This window comes from Methylophilus rhizosphaerae (assembly GCF_900100975.1).
Taxonomy (GTDB): domain Bacteria; phylum Pseudomonadota; class Gammaproteobacteria; order Burkholderiales; family Methylophilaceae; genus Methylophilus; species Methylophilus rhizosphaerae.
Genome location: NZ_FNFX01000004.1, coordinates 41,841 through 58,689 on the forward strand (window position 1 = coordinate 41,841; position 16,849 = coordinate 58,689).

Annotated in this window: 12 protein-coding genes; 7 read left to right on the forward strand and 5 right to left on the reverse strand. The window is 45.8% G+C overall.

All coding sequences use genetic code 11. From position 1 onward, the window contains the following. Window positions 1–63: 63 nt before the first annotated feature. Window positions 64–648: a superoxide dismutase gene (locus tag BLP53_RS09740; protein WP_091471988.1), complete on the forward strand. Its 585-nt coding sequence runs from the start codon at window positions 64–66 to the stop codon at window positions 646–648. Window positions 649–810: 162 nt separating this feature from the next. On the opposite strand, the gene BLP53_RS09745 is transcribed toward BLP53_RS09740, so the two are convergent. The 4 genes from BLP53_RS09745 to BLP53_RS09760 all read right to left on the reverse strand — a co-directional run bounded on the left by BLP53_RS09745 (window position 811) and on the right by BLP53_RS09760 (window position 6,103). Further along, entirely contained in the window at window positions 811–2,277 is a 1,467-nt protein-coding gene (locus BLP53_RS09745) for an efflux transporter outer membrane subunit (RefSeq protein ID WP_091471989.1), read from the reverse strand. After that, window positions 2,274–3,350: an HlyD family secretion protein gene (locus tag BLP53_RS09750; protein ID WP_176755263.1), complete on the reverse strand. Its 1,077-nt coding sequence runs from the start codon at window positions 3,348–3,350 to the stop codon at window positions 2,274–2,276. The genes BLP53_RS09745 and BLP53_RS09750 overlap by 4 nt, the downstream gene beginning before the upstream one ends. A gap of 25 nt (window positions 3,351–3,375) precedes the next feature. Next, window positions 3,376–5,052, reverse strand: a complete 1,677-nt coding sequence (locus tag BLP53_RS09755; RefSeq protein WP_091471991.1) for an MFS transporter — start codon at window positions 5,050–5,052, stop codon at window positions 3,376–3,378. 112 nt (window positions 5,053–5,164) lie between these two features. Then, window positions 5,165–6,103 carry a LysR family transcriptional regulator gene (locus tag BLP53_RS09760; RefSeq protein WP_218119037.1) on the reverse strand — a complete coding sequence of 313 codons (939 nt, stop codon included), beginning with the start codon at window positions 6,101–6,103 and terminating at the stop codon, window positions 5,165–5,167. A gap of 185 nt (window positions 6,104–6,288) precedes the next feature. Between BLP53_RS09760 and BLP53_RS09765 the strand changes: the two genes are divergently transcribed. From BLP53_RS09765 to BLP53_RS09785, 5 genes are all read left to right on the forward strand, one after another. Next, window positions 6,289–7,041: a 2OG-Fe(II) oxygenase gene (locus BLP53_RS09765; protein ID WP_091471992.1), complete on the forward strand. Its 753-nt coding sequence runs from the start codon at window positions 6,289–6,291 to the stop codon at window positions 7,039–7,041. Between the two features lie 88 nt (window positions 7,042–7,129). Beyond that, window positions 7,130–8,158 carry an NADPH-dependent aldehyde reductase Ahr gene (ahr, locus tag BLP53_RS09770; RefSeq protein WP_091471993.1) on the forward strand — a complete coding sequence of 343 codons (1,029 nt, stop codon included), beginning with the start codon at window positions 7,130–7,132 and terminating at the stop codon, window positions 8,156–8,158. Window positions 8,159–8,420: 262 nt separating this feature from the next. Then, window positions 8,421–9,131: a hypothetical protein gene (locus tag BLP53_RS09775; protein WP_143001366.1), complete on the forward strand. Its 711-nt coding sequence runs from the start codon at window positions 8,421–8,423 to the stop codon at window positions 9,129–9,131. Between the two features lie 22 nt (window positions 9,132–9,153). Beyond that, complete coding sequence (locus BLP53_RS09780; protein WP_245652784.1) at window positions 9,154–9,720, forward strand: TetR/AcrR family transcriptional regulator; 567 nt, start codon at window positions 9,154–9,156, stop codon at window positions 9,718–9,720. Between the two features lie 250 nt (window positions 9,721–9,970). Next, complete coding sequence (locus BLP53_RS09785; RefSeq protein WP_091471995.1) at window positions 9,971–11,845, forward strand: methanol/ethanol family PQQ-dependent dehydrogenase; 1,875 nt, start codon at window positions 9,971–9,973, stop codon at window positions 11,843–11,845. A 148-nt stretch (window positions 11,846–11,993) separates the two neighbouring features. Here BLP53_RS09785 and BLP53_RS09790 read toward each other — a convergent pair whose 3' ends face one another. Then, window positions 11,994–15,713, reverse strand: a complete 3,720-nt coding sequence (locus tag BLP53_RS09790) for an EAL domain-containing protein (RefSeq protein WP_091471996.1) — start codon at window positions 15,711–15,713, stop codon at window positions 11,994–11,996. A gap of 334 nt (window positions 15,714–16,047) precedes the next feature. Here BLP53_RS09790 and xth point away from each other — a divergent pair, with 334 nt between their 5' ends. Further along, window positions 16,048–16,815, forward strand: a complete 768-nt coding sequence (xth, locus tag BLP53_RS09795) for an exodeoxyribonuclease III (protein ID WP_091471997.1) — start codon at window positions 16,048–16,050, stop codon at window positions 16,813–16,815. Window positions 16,816–16,849: the final 34 nt, after the last annotated feature.

The following is a 16,849-nucleotide window of genomic DNA, read 5'->3' on the forward strand; positions in this document are numbered from 1 at the left end:
AAACATCACGTCGATTTTTAAAATCAAATTACCCTTTTCAACAAACCATAAAAAGGAAACTCCATGGAACATACCTTACCACCATTGCCATTTGCGAAAAACGCACTGGCACCCCACATGTCTGAAGAAACCTTTGAATATCACTACGGCAAGCACCACCAGGCTTATGTGACCAACCTGAACAACCTGATCAAAGGCACTGAATTCGAAAACGCCAGCCTGGAAGAGATCGTCAAGAAATCTTCCGGCGGCATCTACAACAATTCTGCCCAAATATGGAACCACACCTTTTTCTGGAACTGCCTGTCTCCCAACGGCGGCGGCGAACCAACAGGTGCACTGGCAGACGCCATCAAAGCCAAATGGGGTTCTTACGACGAGTTCAAGAAAGCCTTCCAGACCTCAGCTGTTGGCAACTTCGGTTCTGGCTGGACCTGGCTGGTGAAAAAAGCCGACGGTTCTGTTGATATCGTCAACATGGGCGCAGCCGGTACACCGTTGACCACTGGCGACAAAGCGCTATTAACTATCGACGTATGGGAACATGCCTATTACATCGACCACCGCAATGCACGTCCCAAATTCGTGGAAACTTTCCTGAACCATCTGGTTAACTGGGAATTTGCTGCCAAGAACTTTGCAGGCTGATTCTCGCTGATTTGACGTAACTAATACGTCACTTTCAGAGGCCTCTAAATTAATTTTTAGAGGCCTTTTTTGAATAAATATTTAATTTCTTATTGATACCTGTTCATAACAAAAGATGCAACACAGCTTATTCAAGTAGACCACAATAAGCGTAGAATATGTCTACTCTAATGTAGATGCTGACTGAGTTATATAATGGCTTTCAGGAATCGTGGACTCCCACCCGCCCCCAAGGCTTTTGTATAAATTGATCATATTCTGCGAAACAGAAACTTTGCTATTTATCAATTCTTCTTTTGAAGCTAATAAGGATTTTTGAACAGCTAGCACGTTCAGAAAATCAATCACTCCCTCTGTGTAGCGTCTTTGAGCTATCCTTAAGGCTAATCCATTCTTTTCAACCGCTTCCTGCAGTTTTGAGTGCCGCTGTTGTTCTGCAAAATAATTTGCTAACGTTGAATCAACTTCATTCCACGCGTTTAATATTGTCGATTGGTAATTTATCGCGGCCTCTTGTTGCTCGGCTTTCTTAAGCTCAAGTGTTCCTTTCAGTTTCCCACCATTAAAGACTGGCAGGGAGAAAATTGGCCCGATGAAGAACTGTCGGGTGGCCCAGTTTCCTAATTTTGAAAGCTGTAATGTTTCACTAGCAAATCCACCAGTTAGAGATATTCGCGGGTAGAAGTCAGCGATTGCAATCCCTATTTCTGCAGTAGCAGCACTAAGGTTAGCCTCCGCTTTCCTAATATCAGGTCTTCGTCTTACTAGTTCTGATGGAAGACCGACAGGAACATTCCTTGGTGGATTAGGAATCGCCTTACCTCCGCCAAGCAAAGATGAAAGGGAACTTGGTGGTTGAGCTAGTAAAACCCCTATAGCATTTATCAATACCGTTTGCTCGGCCTCAACTAAAGGTATTTTGGATTGAATTGATGCTATCTGTGCCTCAGAATTAGAAACATCCAAATGGGTTGTTACCCCATTCGCAAATTTTGCTTTAGTTAAGTAAGCACTTCGCTCAGCAATTTCAAGGTTTTCATCCAGTATGGACTTCAATGATTGTGCTCCTCGCAGAGCAATATAAAGCCGAGCGATTTCAGATTCAACCGTGATGACAGCAAATCTCTGATCATCAAGAGCTGCTTCAGTTTTAGCATCAGCTGCTGCTGTTATCTTTTCAATTCTGCCAAATAGATCTAACTCCCAATTTGCCTCCAATCCCGCTCGAATATTATTAAAACTGGAAGAACCGGCTGCCAAAGGCGGCATGTGTGGTCCATTGGGGTTCGATCTCGAATTCAAGAAGTTTCCATCTGCTGTTACCTGAGGATAATAGATTGCACCGTTGACTTGTCTCTGTGCCCTGCTTTGTAAAACCCGTGATATCGCAGCCTTTACACTCAGGTTTTCTTCCACTACCCTTTCTTCAATTTGCGATAGTATTGGATCGTTGAACATCCTCCACCAATTAGAAGGTGGGGAGTCCTCAATCGGCATGCTTCCAACGCTATGTTCGATTGCGGATCTATAATTACCTACCGGTTTCTTGATCGATTCAATTTCGTTTTTTGTTGTAATTGAGCATCCCTGCAGCACTAGAAACAAAATGGACATAAACTGATATTTCATTGCTTAACTCCGCCTTCTTTCAGGAGTTTATTGCTATGCCCCATTTCGGTTCTTACGCTCGGTATGACTGACATACCCACTCTCAGTTTTTCAAGTTGGTCATCACTCGCATTGAGCATAATCTTTACCGGAATTCGTTGAACGATTTTAGTGAAGTTACCAGTGGCATTGTCGGGTTGAATAGGCGCAAAGGCTACATCTGTTGCAGGTGCCAGACTATCAATATAACCTTTGAGGTGCATGTCAGGATAACTGTCCACTTTTATATCGACCTTCTGAAACAACCGCATATTCTTAACTTGGTTTTCTTGAAAATTTGCTACCACAAACTGTTTTCTTACAGGCACAATTGCTAACATGGATGTGCCGACATGAAGATAAGCGCCAGGGCGTACTGACTTTCTTCCAATCACGCCATCGATAGGTGCCGTGATGACGGTATAAGACAGACTCAGTAAAGCTTGCTCTTTGATGGCTTCAAATTTCTTCAAATTTGCCCGGGCTTTTTCCCTGTCTGCTAGTAGTATATTTAATTGCAACTCCACTGTTCGGAGATTTGCTTTTTCCCTAATTCCAGTGGCCTGACTTTGACTCAGCTGGGCAATTGCCTGCTGATTTTCTTGGATAGTTCCTGCGCCATCTGCAGAAAGATTCATATATCTTGTTGCATTGGACTCAGCAAGCGTAATGCTGGCATTTGCGGAAACGATGTTTGCCTTAACCTGATCAATCAAGGTTGGTTGTCGGGCTATTTCTGCTTCAAGTTTCTCCATCTCAGCTTTGGCTACTCCTACATCGGCGTATGCGCTATCAACTAATGCCTGATAATCCCGGTTATCAATGATCACTAAAGGATCACCGGCTTTTACCAACTGATTATCCTCAACCAATACTTGCTCAACAATCCCACTTACTTTTGGGGAGACAAGCGTAAAGTCGGCTGTTATATATGCATCATTTGTAGTTTCTGACTGACCCTCACTGAAGTACCCACATCCAACTAAATTCGTAGTCAACATCGCGACGATCAATATCTTGCTGTGAATGTCCTTTGAATCTTCAAGAATTAACATATTTAATATCCACATTATTTAAAAACTATTGAACAGGCCATGGGGGATAAACCCTGGTTGGTAAAATTGCTACTAATATCAATAAAGCCAATGCAATAACCAACAGAACTTGATAAACATCAGCCATCGCTAAGGTCAATGACTGTAATTTGATTTGTTCTGCTACCAGTTCCAACGAAAAGTGGCTAGTTATCGATTTTCCGATCAAGCTATTTAAGGAAGCATCAAAAACGCCCATGCGCTCATACAGTGCAGCAGAATTTCTGCCCAATTGGCTTGTTAATACGGATGAGTGGTAGTCCATCCGAATGTGACCGAAACCTTCAACTAACGTAGTAATCAATACGGCTGAAAAACCTTTGGTAGCATTGAACATTGCAGATATATAAGGTCCGTCTGCCGCAGGCATATCTGCTACCACTATCATCAGGATTGGCAAAATCGTTAATGGCTGCCCTAAGGCTTGAAGCATCAATACAAAATAAAAGTCTGTTTGTACCCAATCTGAAGTCAGGTCAGTAGATAAATAAAATGAATAGCTCAAAATGCTGATACCGCATGCAAACACCCATCGTGCATCCACTCTTTTAATATTCAGGATCGCAGAAACCATCGGTAAAAAAATTAACTGTGGCATCGCAATGATCAGCGCTAAGCCCACGACTTCAGCGGGACGATATCCCTTTACCTCTCCCAAAAATACTAAAGGAACAACGATTGCACCTAGATACAAAATCAACAAACCAGCGATTGTTAATGTGGAAAATAAAAAATTTCTGCGCAATAAAATTTGTAATTTGAAGATTGGGTCTTTATAGAACCACTCATGTACGAGGAATAAACAAAATGTGATTCCTCCAGCCAGGGCAAGCAATGTTATTAACGGGGACTCCAACCAATTCAATCTATCGGCTTGATGGACGGCGATCACCAGTGCAGCTATTGAAGGGGCGCCTAAAATCAGTCCTGGCCAATCAAATGTTTTCCAGCGGTCAAGGCGTAGCTTGTCTTGGGGCAAACCCAAAAAAACCGCAACCAGGCTAATCAGGCAAAATGGAATGATGTGCCAAAATATCCAAGCAGTTCCAGCATAATCACTCCACCATGCAGCCAATGGCGTCGCCATGTTAGGTCCAAATGTCGAGCTAAGCGCATAACCAGCAAACCCGAATAAACGAATGCCTGGCGGACAATACCGAAGGGCAACGGTAATTAGCAGCGGGGGTAAAAAACCACCCGCTAAGCCTTGAAAAGCCCTAAGGAAATATAAAGTTTCAATATTGGGTGCAAATGGACAACAAAATCCCAAGATAGCAAGTAGAGAAGTCATGACGAGGCAGAATCTTCGCAATGTGAAGGTAACGGCGCACCACGGGGCAAAAGCCATTCCAACGACTTGTCCTGCCTGAAATAAGGCTTTTAACCAGCTACCTTCATCATGGCCAATCTGCAAGCCGCCTTGGATATCCATCATTGCAATATCTGTCACATGGTCATTGATGCCGGACATCATCACAGCAATCAGCACTCCAACCATACCCATAACTATTCGCGGGCCGAAGGGGGGAATTATCACCGGGGGTGATGAAACAGCGGATGGTTTCTTTGATTCCAGCTTCGTTTTTATTCTTCCTAATCCATTATTAATGAAAAAGGCAGAAACTAGCTTTCTTGCAAGAGTGGATATGCTTGAATCAAGCATGTGAATTGCGCCAAATAAATGAGATGGCGAATTCTATTAAGAGGGGTTTAATGCATCAATGGCACGATTAGCAACATATAAGTGCATGGAACACAACTATTAGCGGGATTTCTTAATGATTCTTCTGGCATATTTCCAGGATGCAACTCCTTAACCACTTATGAATTGCATCATTATGAAGTCTTGGATGCCAGGCTTGCCTGATCATGAATGTCTCTAGGTTAAGTGGAAGGGGAAAGGATTTTAACTTCGTTTCAAGTTTTTCTAAGCCGAATAGGGAGTAGGTGGGAATCGGCATAATCAAATGAGAGCCAGCCAGGGTAAACAACGCCATCGTAAATGAAGGTGAAATAATGGCTACTTTTCTATTCAGGCCCAATTTATTAAGCTCTATATCGATAGGCCCGGCACTTAGGCCTTTTCTGGATACATTCACTTGATCATATTTCGCAAAAGATTCCGGTGTAATCTCATCATTGAATATGGGGTGATCCTTATGAGCCAAGCCAATGAATTTAGTTGTAAATAAATGCTGTACTTTAACCTCTGGGTCAAGAGCATTACTAGCACCGATCCAGAGATCAATTCTCCCTTCTCTTAAGGCATTATCATCTAAATCATGTTCGACAGTAAATTTAAGCGTTATTTTCGGAGCCTGAGACTGGAGTCGCTTTAACAAGCGTTCACCATAGGACATTACAAAAACATCATTGGCTCTAATAATGAACTGTCGTTCTATATCTTGGAGATTATCAATAGACCCAAGTTGCAAAAGACCAACTGCAGTTTCAGCTGTTGTCCTGACCAAATCCCTCAATTCCAAGGCTCTCACTGTGGGTACTAGTCCTCGGCCCGCTCTAACTAGTATCGGATCGCCCACAGTTTCCCGAATTCTAGTGAGGGTTCGGCTCATAGCAGGCGGACTCAAATTCATTCTCCGAGCAGCAGCAACTACGCTTTGCTCTTCCAGCAAAATATCCAATGCAATTAGCAAATTCAAATCCGGATGATTCATAGCAATGATTGGTTTCCCATACCCCAGTTCTATCAAGATAAAAACTATTTAGACTAGACTCCTTAATTCAGCTTAATGTTGTTGATTTATATGGTCAAGAAGTAGTTTTCTCCTCAAGGCACACGAATTCAATAGCAAGACTCGGAGTGACTATACTTTTCTATCCGGGTATCGTTGGGGAGTTGAGAGAAAACTAGCTCTCATAGCAAAAGAGGCAAAAAATGAAAACGACTCAGGTTAATTCTATCGACAATAACTTATACGCTGAAGACTTCAATATGCCGCCCTTGGATGAATGGAGTTCAATTGAAGATCAATTAAATGGCAGAGGATTCTGTGTCATTAAATCTTTAATGACATCTGATGCGTGTCAGAATTTGATCAGTAAATATTCAGATAATGAAAAATTTCGAAAACGTGTCGTGATGGAACGACATGGGTTCGGCAGTGGCGAATATAAGTACTTTGGTTCACCATTGACTACGGGTATAGTTCATTTAAGAGCCGAGTTGTATAAACGTTTAGCCCCCATTGCTAATAGATGGAATTCTGCTTTAGGTATAAAGCAGACTTTCCCCGTATCTCACGCAGATTTTTTATCTCAATGTCATGAAAATGGGCAGAATCTGCCAACTCCCCTTCTACTCAAATATCAAACCAACGATTTCAATTGCCTCCACCAGGACCTATATGGGGATTATGTGTTTCCGTTACAAATAGTAATTCTTCTGTCTCAGCCAGAGGTGGATTTTACGGGCGGAGAGTTTGTAATTACTGAGCAACGCCCCCGAATGCAATCCAAAGTTGAAGTAGTGCACTTTCAAAAAGGAGACGCAGTAGTTTTTGCTGTTCACAACAGGCCTGTCAATGGCACTCGAGGAGTTTATAAGGTCAATCTACGACACGGCGTTAGTCGGGTAAGCTCTGGAAACCGCTACGCATTCGGGATAATTTTGCATGATGCAATGAATTAAATATTCTTTAATTTGAAAGCAAGAATCGGAGTTTTTGTGAAAGGTTTTCAGATTTAACTTATCGTTGAAATTCACGAAAGGAAAATCAATGAAAACCATCAAAAGTTGGACAGCAGAGGGCCAAAATTCTCCATTGGAACTTTTAAGTTTATTGCCTGAAGAATTAGGCTCTGAAGAGATCGAAGTAAAAGTAGAGCACTGTGGACTATGCCATTCAGACCTCTCGATGATTAGTAATGAATGGGGGTTGACTAAATATCCACTAGTCCCAGGACATGAAGTTGTAGGAAAAGTTGTCGCCATTGGCAATCATGTGAAAGGTATCAAAATTGGCCAAAAAGTAGGTGTTGGCTGGAATGCAGGTAGTTGTATGCACTGCCCTCAATGCATGGGCGGTGAACACAATTTGTGCGGATCTATTCAACCGACCATTGTAAGCCATCATGGAGGACTCGCAGAAAAGGTAAGATCTCACTGGGCTTGGGCAATACCGCTGCCTGAAAATATCAATATGGCTGAGGCTGGTCCATTATTGTGTGCCGGCGTAACCGTTTTTACCCCTCTATTAACTTTCGGGATCAAACCTACCGATCATGTGGGAATTGTTGGAATTGGAGGGCTAGGACATTTAGCAATTAAATTCGCTAAAGCGTGGGGATGTGAAGTCACTGCATTTACATCGAATCCAAATAAGACTAAAGAAGCCCTCGATTTTGGAGCTCATAATGTAATCAGCAGCTGCGATCCTCATGAGATTCTTAAAGTTGCCAACACCTTAGATTTTTTATTAATCACCGTTAATACGCCATTAGATTGGTCTGCCTATGTGAGAACATTGCGTCAAAATGGCCGAATGGCAATTGTAGGTGTAATACTGGAGGAAATGCAGATTTCAGCGCTGGACCTAATCTTTGGCCAAAAAAGAATTGCTGGATCATTGAACGGAGGGCCAGCAATGACTGCGCAAATGATCGAATTTGCGGTAAGACATAATATATATCCTCAAACGGAACACTTCCCTATGAGTAAAGTGAATGATGCTTTGAGGCACCTCTCCGAGGGTAATGCCAGATACAGAATTGTTTTAGACGCAGACTTCCCAGAACAGTCCGGTTAGTGCCTGTAGTGTCTTATGGCGCATTTGCTTGCCTAGCTATGCTCTATTTTTCCAATTTATGAATGCTTAAGTCATACTAGTTTCTGGAGCCGCCGAACTTGAATCCGTATTTATGTACCGGATATATCTTTGGCTGGCCAGGTTTGCACCTATATTCTTGATTCATTCCCAACTTCACAATCATAATAAAGATATTGATTCGAACTTTTGCAAGAAAGAAGTGTGCTTCGTGGACACTATACGTAACAAGCATCTCACTAGCTTGAGATTAGAAATCCAAAATAATGGTAAAACGCCGCAAGAGCGCTTAAGAGCTATGATTTCAACGTTCTCTAATTGGAGTAAAGATAGTGAAAAACAGAAAGTAATGCGTGAAATAGCCGTTACAATGGATTTTCACGATATTGATCTTTTGAGAAAACTTATCAATGAACAAGTAATAAAATTGAAAGTTAAGAATACAAATGATTTAACTGATCAAATTCTTTTCATCCTCCTTGGTGCACTTAAATTCGAAATAAAACGAGAGGCATTTTCAAACCATTGGCAACTTGCAGAATTGAGCCTTAACTCAGTTTTGTCGGTATCAAATCGTAAAAGTTTGGGATTGATTAACACTTTGTTAGTAGGTAGTTTCTTGATGCTAATTGGAGCAATTTATTACATCAATCAGCACACACCGGTTGTTTTGCAAGCCAAAAAGGTTAATCTAGTTGGTAATAACTATCTGGATTCAACTGAGCCTATTCCAAGCCCATACGTTCCTAGCCATTTCTATTCATTACGAAAAGAAATGGGTAAATCAGTTTGCATTATCCCGCAGGCGGCAACACTACCTCAGGAGCAGCGCGCTGCATTTTTAACCTTCATAAAAACTGGGGAAATTGAACTGGATCAGTTAACGAATTTACAAGCAGCACTTTCGCTAGTACACTGCGAATATACCCCTCTGACGATACGTCTAAACCACTGATTTATTTAATGGAATATAGCAGTTGAGCGCAGCAGAAATCAAAGCGAAAATCCTTGGAGTTGCAACTAGCCTTTTTGAGGCAAAAGGAATTAATGCGTGCGCTGTAGATATGATCATTAATGCATCAGGCGTGGCCAGAGCCACCATGTATCGCCACTTTCCAAGTAAAGATACGCTCATCATGGCTTTTCTTAGAAGCAAAGCTGATGCATTTTATGAGTGGTTGAATAGAGGTTTGCGGAATCAAAAAGGGAAGCCTGCAGATAAGCTTATCGCCTTATGTATACTAATGGAAGAATGGATCGGTACACCTAACTTCAAAGGATTGCCTTTCCATATCGGGACAATTGAATTTCCTGAACCAGATCACCCGGTAAACCAATTCTCAATTACGCTGGCCAAAGAACTCCAAGAGTATTTTTCCGCATTAGCAAAAGAAGCAGGTGCTCCGGATCCAGCAGGTTTGAGTCAGCAAATTATCATGCTTTTCGAAGGTGCAGCTCTGGTTGAAAGAGTGGCGCCTGGATCAAATGCAGCTGCCAAAGCTAAAGATGCTGCACTTTTGATTATTAGAGGCACCCTCAAATAAGAACTTAATTTATTAGTATATTCAATTACTTAAGCCCGCTCCCAAAGAGCGGGTTTTTTTATTTGTAACAAAGTGTTTCAAAAAAGCTTGCAATGCAGATTTCAATAATTTATAGTGCGCTCAATGTCTAAAGAGACAGAACGTTCTCTCTCTTTTGTTGGTGAGAGAAGAAATAAAAAATAATCTCATAACAAAACTTGATTCATTGAATTTTGCGGAGATTAAATTTTGATCATTATTGGAGATTAATATGCAAGTTAACAAAATCAAGTTAGCCTTGGGTTTGGTTGCGGCATCTATGGCACTGCCAGTGGTTGCATTTGCCGCTGCAGATACCGAAGCCGCAATGAAGGATGCTAACAACTGGGCTTTTCCACGTGGTAACTACAGTAATCATGGTTATAGTGGCCTGTCACAAATTAACAAGGGTAACGTTAAAAACCTGAAAGCTGCCTGGACATTCGCAACTGGCGTAAACCGCGGTCACGAAGGTTCTCCTCTGGTCATCGGTAATATGCTATATGTACATACCGCGTTCCCAAACAACGTATACGCGCTGGACCTGAATGACAACCAGAAAATCGTATGGTCCTATTTCCCGAAACAAGATCCATCAGTGCAAGCTGTTATGTGCTGTGACGTGGTAAACCGCGGCCTGGGTTTTGGTGACGGTAAAATCTTTTTGCAGCAGAACGACGGTATGCTGGTTGCTTTGGATGCAAAAACGGGAACTAAGGTCTGGGAAGTTAAAAACTTGGATCCCAAAGTTGGTGCAACGAATACGAATGCGCCACATGTCATTAAAGACAAAGTATTGACCGGTTGTTCAGGTGCTGAATTCGGTGTGCGATGCTTCTTTGTTGCTTACAATATCAAAGATGGTTCTACAGCTTGGAAAGCCTACTCAATGGGTTCCGATGCAGAAGCTTTGATCGGTGAGGACTTCAACAAGGACAATCCTCAATACAGTGCATTGTCAGTTTACCAGGACGTAAACGGTGGTAACAAAGAGGGGGGTTCTTTCAAGAAAATCCCTAACGACCAGCTGAAAATCGGTGAAAAAGAACTGGGTACACGTACCTGGTTGAAACCACAGGCTGTTAAAGATGGCTGGCAACATGGTGGTGGTTCCGTATGGGGCTGGTGGCCATACGATCCGAAAACTAACCTGGTTTACTATGGTACTGCTAACCCATCTGTGTGGAACCCGGATGTACGTCCCGGCGACAACAAATGGTCCATGACTATTTTTGCACGTGATCTGGATACAGGCATGGCCAAATGGGGCATGCAAATGACGCCACATGATGAGTGGGACTACGATGGTATTAACGAAGTGATCCTGTTCGACAAAGGTGGCAAAACATACGCATGGCACCATGACCGTAACGGGTTCATCTACACATGGCAAGCTAACAACGGCACATTGGTTTCTGCAGAGAAAGTACACCCATTCGTTAACTGGGCAACGTCAATTGATCTGAAAACTGGTGTCCCGGATAAAGATCCTAAATACTCAACCCACCAAGATTACAACGCAAAAGGTATTTGTCCATCTGCGTTGGGTACTAAAGACCAACAGCCAGCTGCCTACTCTCCAAAAACAGGCTTGATGTACACACCATTGAATCATGTGTGCATGTCTTATGAACCAGTTGAGTCCAAATATGTGGCTGGTCAACCATGGGTGGGTGCAACATTGACCATGTTCGCCGGTCCGGACGGTGTGATGGGTGGTTTCGGTGCTTACGACCCAATGACCAACAAAAAAGTCTGGTACAACAAAGAGAAGTTCTCTGCTTGGGGCGGTGCTCTGACTACAGCGTCTGACCTGGTGTTCTACGGTACCCTGGATCGCTGGTTCAAGGCTGTTGATGCACAAAACGGTAAAGAACTGTGGAAATTCCAGGTTGGTTCCGGTGTGATCGGTAACGCATTCACATATGGCCACAAAGGTAAGCAATACGTTGGCGTACTGTCCGGTATCGGCGGTTGGGCTGGTGTTGCGATGAACCTGGGTATGACAAAAGACACAGATGCACTGGGTGCTGCTGGTGGTTACAAGGAACTGACCAAGTACAACGCAGCACCAGGTGGAGGCGCATTAAACGTGTTTGCGCTTTAACCTGCCTGTAGTAACTCCAAAGAATTAACCTTTGAATTGATCTCCGAAGGTTAGTACTCCCCTCTTGCGTAAGCAAGAGGGGTTTTTTCATTATGGGCGTCGTTGAGAATTGTATAAACTCGGTTCGTACCTAAATGAGATTTCCGCTTTATACCGCCGCAGCCTCGCTATCTTCTGCAGTATGATTCCCATGGTGGGCCTGTACCCATTGTTCAAAGGCCTCTACCTCCATGGGTTCAGTGAAGTGGTAGCCCTGGAATATCTGGCAACCCAGGTCTTGCAGCACATGCAACTGGGCTTCGGTTTCCACGCCTTCTGCCAGAATCTCCAGTTGCAGGCTTTGTCCCAGTGCAATAATCGCATTCACAATGCTTTCATGGTCATGGCCGCTCAGCATGTCACGTACAAAAGACTGGTCAATTTTCAGTTGGTCGAATGGAAAGCGCTTCAAGTAAGACAAGGAAGAATAGCCGGTACCGAAATCATCCAGCGAGAAACAGACACCCACGGCTTTGAGCGCTGCCATTTTGGCGATAATGTCTTCGACGTTATCCACCAGCATGCTTTCCGTCAGCTCCAGTTTCAAGCGGCCAGGCTCTATACCTGTTTCAGTGACCATGCGCTGTACGTCCTGCACAAAATTCGGCTGCAAATATTGCTTGGGGCTGACATTGACAGACAATATCAACGCGCATAACTGCGGATGACCAGACCAGTGGCGTAGTGTCCGGCATGCTTCCTGTAATACCCAGTGGCCGATACCCATAATTTGCCCGGTACTTTCTGCCAGGGTAATAAATTGGCCAGGCATGATCAGGCCACGCTCGGGATGCTGCCAGCGGATGAGGGCCTCGGCCCCGACAATAGCATGTTGCCGGTTATATTGTGGCTGGAAGTGCAGTTGGAACTGCTGTTTATCAATTGCGGTATGCAAATCCCCCTCCAGTGCCACACGCTGACGCAACTCGGTTTCCATCTGCGTATCAAAAAACTGGTAACCATTACGCCCGGCTTCCTTGGCTTTATACATGGCCATATCAGCGCGGCGCAGCAATTCTTCTGGCTGGCTGAGTGTTTCACAATCAAACAGGGTCACGCCGATACTGGGCGAGGTGTAGTGCTGGTAATGGTTCAGCTTAAACGGCGGTTCAAAAGCCGTCACGATTTTCTGGCAGACTTTCCTGGCCTGCGCTTCAGCCAGTCCGGGGTCACGATGCAAACTGTCCAGCACCACGACAAACTCGTCGCCACCGAGGCGGCTCACCGTGTCAAAACGGCGTACCGACTGTTTAATCCGTTTCGCCACTTCGACCAACAAGGCATCGCCCACATCATGGCCATGCGTGTCATTCAGGGTCTTGAAGTTATCAATATCAATAAACAGCAAGGCGCCACCTGTCTTTTTACGCATGGTCTTACGCAAATGCGCAGACAGTTTCTCATGCAACATCAGGCGGTTGGGCAAACCGGTCATGGTGTCGTAGTAAGCCAGCTGCCGGATCCGGGCATCTGCCTGTTTGCGCTCGGTAATATCACGCAGCACGACGACCCAGTGCGTATGTCTTCCGCCTTTGTCGTGCAATGGCAAGGCATCCATTTCCAGGGAAATACCTGTCCCTTCCTGGTTCACAACGGCGACTTCCGCCTTGACCGGTTGCATTTGCTGGAACGCATGCCGGATACGCTCCAGCTCGCGCCCCGGCGTGGCTGCATTAAAAAGATCAAACGGCGAAGCACCCATGAAGTGATCCGGCGATGCGCCGGTAATCTTCAGGAAAGCTTCATTCAGGAATACAATCCTCTGCGCCATGGGGGCATTCACTGGCGCTTCGACAATCATGACAATGTCATTTAGCCTGGAAATCCCGCTTCGTAACAGGTTGAGCAACTCATCCGACTGCTCCCGCTCAATCGCCAGCCCCAGGATCTGGGCATAGCTTTCCACAAAATCCATTTCAACCGCTGCCGGGGTGTACCGTTGATGGCGGTATACTGCCAACACGCCCAATGCATGCCAGCTGCGCGACAAAATGGGGATACTCCAGCAGGCACGCAACCCATGTGCCAGTGCCAGCGCCCGGCTTTCATCACTCATGGGGTAAGCCCAGAGATCTTCGGCGATGAGACGCCCGCGTGTCAGCGCAGCAATATTGTCAGCATCCGGTGCCATATCATCCATTGCCCGGCTATAGGCAAGCGGCAGTTTTGATACGGCGGCATGCCTTAACCGCCGCTCATCCTCATCCAGCAGCAGGATGGCGCAACTAGTTCCCGGATATTGCAGTTCTATCAGTTGTGCCGCAGTATTGAGGATCTCCTGCAAGGAAACATCCGCCAGCATCATGGCGCGGACCCTGGCTTGCCCCAGCCTGTGCGCCTCTACCTGTTTGCTGGAGGTAATATCCTGCAACGAGCCCTGCAGCTTGATAATCTGCCCTTCTGCATTACGCACCGGCTGCCCCATGGCACGTACCCAGAAGCGGCGACCAGTGGCCGTTATCTTTTCCAGTTCCAGATCATAAGGCGTGCCTTCGTTGATACACTTATCAATGGCATGCCTCATCACTACCTGATATTCGGGCACAAACATATGCAGCCCCTCTTCAAGCGTAGGCATGTACCCGGCAGGCATATCATGCAGGGCAGCCACTTCGTCCGACCAGTGCACCATGCCGGTGTTGAGGTCAATCATCCAGCCACCCACTTTGGCCACATTACCGGCGATTTTAAGCAAGTACTCTGTTTGCGCGCGTTGCTCGCTCTCCTTCTGCAACGCCAGCGTGCGCTGGATCACCTGGCGCCGGATTTGCATATTCCACAGGAAAGTCGCCCCCAGTACCACCGCCAACATGACCACACCCCACGCCAGCCATCGAACATAAGGCTTTTGGCCAGTCAGGCTGTCTTGATACAGGAAGCCTTTCAGGTTGTATTGCGCAGGAATCAGCTTTAGATCAGCCAGGGTCTGGGCAATGTCATTCCAGCGCTCTTCATTCATATGCCCCAGCGGCACCAGCTCTGTGAGCACATAGGGCGCCATCAAGTTGGCTTCCCGTAACAGGATTTGTTTATCGAGCCCGCGCCCGGCAACTTCCGGCATGGCAGCGATCAGGCCGGCCACTTCTTCCGGATGCTTGAGTGCATATGCCCAGCCTTTTTTCGTCGCGCGTAAAAAAGCCGCTACACGCTGGGGGTGCCTGGCCACCTCACGTTCACTGGTAAAGAGGATATCCCCGTAAAAATCAATCCCGTAAGGCTGGTTGGCAATGACAGACGGGGTGTATCCCATTTGCTGCAGTTGCGTCGGCTCATCCATGGCATAGGCCGCCATCACATCCACCTTACCGTCAATCAGGTCCTGCAAATGCCAGGTATGGGGCACCAAGGTCATCTGCTTGATATCCAGATGCTGTTTCAGCAGCATGGCCTTGAATTGATACAGCCCCTGGCCATCATCAGCCATCATGATGCGCTTGCCTATGAGATCTTCAGGCGTTTGTATATTGCTTTCTTTCAGGCTCAGCAATATACCGGGAGAATGCTGGAAAATGGCGGCCAGGGCCACCACCGGCTGGCCTGCAATACGCGACACCATAATTTCTGCATCGCCGATACTATAATCGGCCTGGCCGGATAAGACCTGCTGTAATGGCGAGCGCTCTGTGCTTCCCTCAACGAAGCGGACATTCAGGCCTTCTTCACGATAATAGCCCTGTTGCTGCGCCGCATAATAGCCCGCAAACTGAAACTGGTGACGCCATTTGAGTTGCAAGGTGATATTTTCAGAGGCAGCGGATACGGCTGTACAAGCCAGCATGGCAATCAGCAGCAGCCGTTTGAGTAAATATAGGGGTGAGCGATGCTTCATGAGTATTAGAGCAAATTCACTGCAATTCTTTGGTAAGTATCAATGGATCAGCACATCAAACCTCGTTTATACGGCATAGCATCTCAATTGTATTAACCAAATAAACAGAAATTTCCAGCGCAATCAAAGCATTTGCTTGTGGTCTGACTGTCACAGGCGGCCAGTAAGCCCGCTCACCCCTATTGTGCACATGCAGTGATCGCCACCGCCAAATTCTGTAGATGCTTCCTCCCAAGACGACCTCCCTGAAACAGCATCTTGTTTAGTCGTGTAAAATGCACGGGCCGCGACTGCACTGCCGGCGCATGATCAACCTATCTTGTGGAGAATACTGTTGAAACTGGCCACCTGGAATGTCAACTCACTGACTGTACGCCTGCCGCATGTACTGGACTGGCTGGTCGCCAACCAGCCGGATGCACTCTGCCTGCAGGAAACCAAGCAGGAAGACAGCAAGTTTCCCTATGCCGCATTGCAAGAAGCCGGATTCAATGCCGTACATAACGGCCAGAAAACCTACAATGGCGTGGCCATTATCAGCCCGCACCCGATCAGGGAGGTGCATGTTGACCTGCCAAACTTTGCTGACGAACAAAAACGCATTATTGCCGCTACTATCCAGGGGGTCAGGGTGATTTGTGCCTATATCGTGAATGGGCAGGCGGTGGATTCAGACAAATACCAGTACAAGCTCAACTGGCTGGCGGCATTGCAAAACTGGGTAACGGACGAACTAAAACAGCATGAAAAGCTCGCCTTGCTTGGCGACTACAACATTGCGCCTGATGACAGGGATTGCCATGATCCGGCGGCATGGCAAGGACAGGTATTGGTCAGCCCCCGGGAGCGCCAGGCATTTCAGGATTTAATCGGGTTAGGTTTATGCGACAGTTACCGGCTATTCAACCAGGAAGAAGGGCAGTTCACCTGGTGGGATTACCGCATGGCAGCGTTTCGTCGCAATATGGGCTTGCGTATCGACCACATCCTGGTCAGCGATGCCTTGAAGCCCTTATGCCAGAGCTGCCTGATTGACAAGACCCCGCGCAAGCTGGAACGCCCCAGCGATCATACACCGGTGGTATTGACCTTGCTTGACTGAAGCATGACCAGGCAAGAATACCTAAATGCCAGGC